Annotated in this window: 1 protein-coding gene; it reads right to left on the minus strand. The window is 52.6% G+C overall.

The features are described from left to right. Positions 1-68: 68 nt before the first annotated feature. Positions 69-1,736, minus strand: a complete 1,668-nt coding sequence (gene glnS / locus L977_RS07290) for a glutamine--tRNA ligase (protein ID WP_047625499.1) — start codon at positions 1,734-1,736, stop codon at positions 69-71. Between the last annotated feature and the right edge of the window lie 155 nt (positions 1,737-1,891).

The raw sequence follows: 1,891 nt of genomic DNA on the forward strand, positions 1-1,891 counted from the left end.
ATATGATCATTAATAAAAAAAACGCCGCAATAAGCGGCGTTTGTTTCTCATTGACCAGAGCAGCGTTATTATTCGCCGATCTTGGTCCAGGTGTCACGCAGACCGACGGTACGGTTAAATACCGGTTTTTCCGCAGTGCTGTAACGGCTGTCCATGCAGAAGTAACCTTCACGCTCGAACTGGAACGCTTTTCCTGCTTCAGCTGTTTTCAGCGATGGCTCAGCATAACCCTGTTTGATCACCAGAGATTCCGGGTTGATCGTCGCCAGGAAGTCTTCCGCTGCACCCGGGTTAGGCACGCTGAACAGACGATCGTACAGACGGATTTCTACCGGCAGCGCGTGAGAAGCGCTTACCCAGTGGATAACGCCTTTCACCTTGCGACCATCGGCAGGATCTTTGCTCAGCGTTTCGGCATCGTATGAACAGAAGATGGTGGTGATATTCCCTTCTGCATCTTTCTCTACGCGCTCGGCTTTGATCACGTAGGCGTTACGCAGACGGACTTCTTTACCCAGCACCAGACGCTTGTACTGCTTGTTGGCTTCTTCACGGAAGTCAGCGCGGTCGATCCAGATTTCACCGCTGAACGGTACGTCACGGCTTCCCATTTCCGGTTTGTTCGGATGGTTAGGCATGGCAACCAGTTCACTCGCACCCTGAGGATAGTTTTCGATAACCAGTTTTACCGGGTCGATAACTGCCATCGCGCGCGGGGCATTTTCGTTGAGGTCTTCACGAATGCAGGACTCCAGCGACGCCATTTCAATGGTGTTGTCCTGCTTGGTCACGCCGATGCGCTTGCAGAACTCACGAATAGAAGCAGCGGTGTAGCCACGACGACGCAGACCAGAAATGGTCGGCATACGCGGGTCGTCCCAGCCCTCAACGTGCTTGTCAGTCACCAGCAGGTTCAGCTTACGCTTGGACATCACGGTGTATTCCAGATTCAGACGAGAGAACTCGTACTGACGCGGATGCACAGGGATGGTGATGTTATCCAGCACCCAGTCGTACAGGCGACGGTTGTCCTGGAACTCAAGCGTACACAGCGAGTGGGTAATGCCTTCCAGCGCATCGCTGATGCAGTGGGTGAAGTCGTACATCGGGTAGATGCACCACTTGTTACCGGTCTGGTGGTGTTCAGCAAACTTAATGCGGTACAGCACCGGATCGCGCATCACGATGAACGGAGAAGCCATGTCGATTTTGGCACGCAGACAGGCTTTGCCTTCTTCAAAGCCACCCGCACGCATTTTTTCAAACAGCGCCAGGTTCTCTTCCACGCTGCGATCGCGGAACGGACTGTTTTTGCCAGGCTGCGTCAGCGTACCGCGGTATTCACGGATTTCATCCGCGGACAGTTCATCGACGTACGCCAGACCTTTGTTGATCAGCTCAACCGCGTAAGCGTACAGCTGATCAAAATAGTCAGAGGAGTAGCAGATATCGCCAGACCAGTTGAAGCCCAGCCATTGCACGTCGTTCTTGATGGACTCAACGTATTCGATGTCTTCTTTTACTGGGTTGGTGTCATCGAAACGCAGGTTGCACTGCCCCTGATAGTCTTGCGCAATGCCAAAGTTCAGGCAGATGGATTTCGCATGACCAATATGCAGGTAGCCGTTCGGCTCCGGCGGGAAGCGGGTATGCACCGTGGTGTGCTTACCACTGGCCAGATCTTCATCGATGATCTGACGAATAAAGTTACTCGGGCGGGCTTCAGCCTCACTCATCGTGGATTCCTCAAAGCGTAAACAACGTATAACGGCATATGATCTTATAAGCCGGACGTAGTGACAACCCTTAGTTACGGAAAATACGTATCAGATGAAAATAATGGGGGCATTTGCTGCAAAAAAAAGCGGCGGAGGATATCCCCCGCCGCTTA

The sequence above is a fragment of the Enterobacter sp. ZOR0014 genome, from assembly GCF_000798855.1.
Classification (GTDB): Bacteria; Pseudomonadota; Gammaproteobacteria; order Enterobacterales; family Enterobacteriaceae; genus Enterobacter; species Enterobacter kobei.

Excerpts from the sequence above, each read along its gene's own strand:
- glnS (WP_047625499.1), bottom strand. The coding sequence starts at position 1,736 with ATGAGTGAGGCTGAAGCCCGCCCGAGTAACTTTATTCGTCAGATCATC.